A 1,452-nucleotide genomic window follows, 5' to 3' on the forward strand; every position below is an offset into this window, starting at 1 on the left:
GTCCCTATGCGCCAGCCTCTGGTGAGACATGTTGTCGATCTGGAGGGGCTGGCGTATGGGCCAGAAGCATTATCGGGTGGATCAGATCTTGGTGATGATTGCCGAGTATGAGGATGCCCCGCGTGGGCAGAAGGCGTTGACGCTGCGTCGTCTCGGTGTGTCTCGCCAGTCGATGGGCCGCTGGATGTTCATGCGCGATGCTGGGGACCTGGCATCGATCGGTAAGCGTGGAGGATGGCGTATGACCCCTCGTGGTGAGAGCGCGGAACTGACGCGATTACGCGCCCGGATCCGCGAGCTCGAAGGTGACCTGTCCAAGGCCGAGGCGGACCGCGATCTGGCGGTCAAGGGGGCTGAGGTGCTGGGAAAAGCACGCGAGCTCTTGCAGATTCTGGCCGATCAGCAGGAGCAGCAGGATCGGTCCGAGACATCCTGAGCAGCGCGGTGCTCGGTCTGCAGGAGGCCGGCTTTTCGCTGGTGCGTGCCGTGGCGCTGGTGGGCTATTCGCGGGCGTCCTGGTATCGGCACCAGCAGCCGGCCGGCGAGCGTGCGCCGATCACTCCGCACACTGAGCGGGTGCAGCCGCACGCGTTGAGCGGGGCCGAGCGCGCGGCGGTGCTGGCGCATCTGGCACGCGAGGAGTTCGCTGACCTGTCGGTGCGGCAGGTGTTCGTTCGGGTGCTCGATGAGGGGATTTATCTGGGATCGCTGCGTTCCTGGTACCGCATTGCGCGTGCTGCGGGAGCCAGCGGCGACCGCCGGCGGCTTGCGAGCCACCCGTCGCGGGCTATCCCGCAGCTGGCCGCCGACGGTCCCGTTCAGGTGTGGTCCTGGGACATCACCCGGATCGGCTGCGCGGGCTATCGTTCCGCGCTGCACCTCTACGTGATCGAGGACGTGTTCTCCCGCAAGTGCGTCGGCTGGCGCCTGGAGCCGGTGGAAAAGGATGAGCTCGCGGTCGCGCTGGTCGCCGACGCCATCACCGCGCACGGCGCCCCGCACACCCTGCACGCCGACGGCGGGCCGTCGATGACGTCGGGGGCGATGAAGACCTACCTGTTCGAGCAGCACATCACGCACTCGCGATCGCGACCGCGAGTCTCCAACGACAACCCGTTCTCCGAAGCGCTGTTCAAGACCGTGAAATACGACTTGAGCTACCCGGAACGCTTCGAGGACCTCCAGCAGGCCCGCGCCTGGTTCACGGGCTTCTTCGCTGTCTACAACGGCCAGCATCGCCACAGCGGCCTGAACGACTACACCCCCGACGACGTCCACAACGGGACCTGGCGAGCAATCCAGATCGCTCGCCAGGCCACCCTCGATGCCTACTATCACGCCAAGCCGGGACGACATCGTCAACCACCACGCGTCCAAGCACCGCCCGGCGTCGTCCACATCAACCCACCGCGGCCGCAACCCGAACTGTCTCAAGCTGCTTGACACATTCCG

The 1,452-nt window shown here is 66.0% G+C and carries 2 protein-coding genes; both read left to right on the forward strand.

Annotated elements, in window-relative coordinates; all coding sequences use genetic code 11:
- Positions 1-55: 55 nt before the first annotated feature.
- The gene (locus F8A92_RS18400; protein WP_153506632.1) at positions 56-436 is read left to right on the forward strand and encodes a hypothetical protein; all 381 of its coding nucleotides are present in this window, start codon (positions 56-58) and stop codon (positions 434-436) included.
- A gap of 8 nt (positions 437-444) precedes the next feature.
- Positions 445-1,443 carry a DDE-type integrase/transposase/recombinase gene (locus F8A92_RS18405; protein WP_194291589.1) on the forward strand — a complete coding sequence of 333 codons (999 nt, stop codon included), beginning with the start codon at positions 445-447 and terminating at the stop codon, positions 1,441-1,443.
- Positions 1,444-1,452: the final 9 nt, after the last annotated feature.

It is taken from the genome of Cumulibacter manganitolerans, assembly GCF_009602465.1.
Taxonomy (GTDB): domain Bacteria; phylum Actinomycetota; class Actinomycetes; order Mycobacteriales; family Antricoccaceae; genus Cumulibacter; species Cumulibacter manganitolerans.

Bases quoted from the DNA above. Each gene is read 5' to 3' on its own strand.
- F8A92_RS18400 (WP_153506632.1), top strand. From the start codon at position 56: ATGGGCCAGAAGCATTATCGGGTGGATCAGATCTTGGTGATGATTGCC.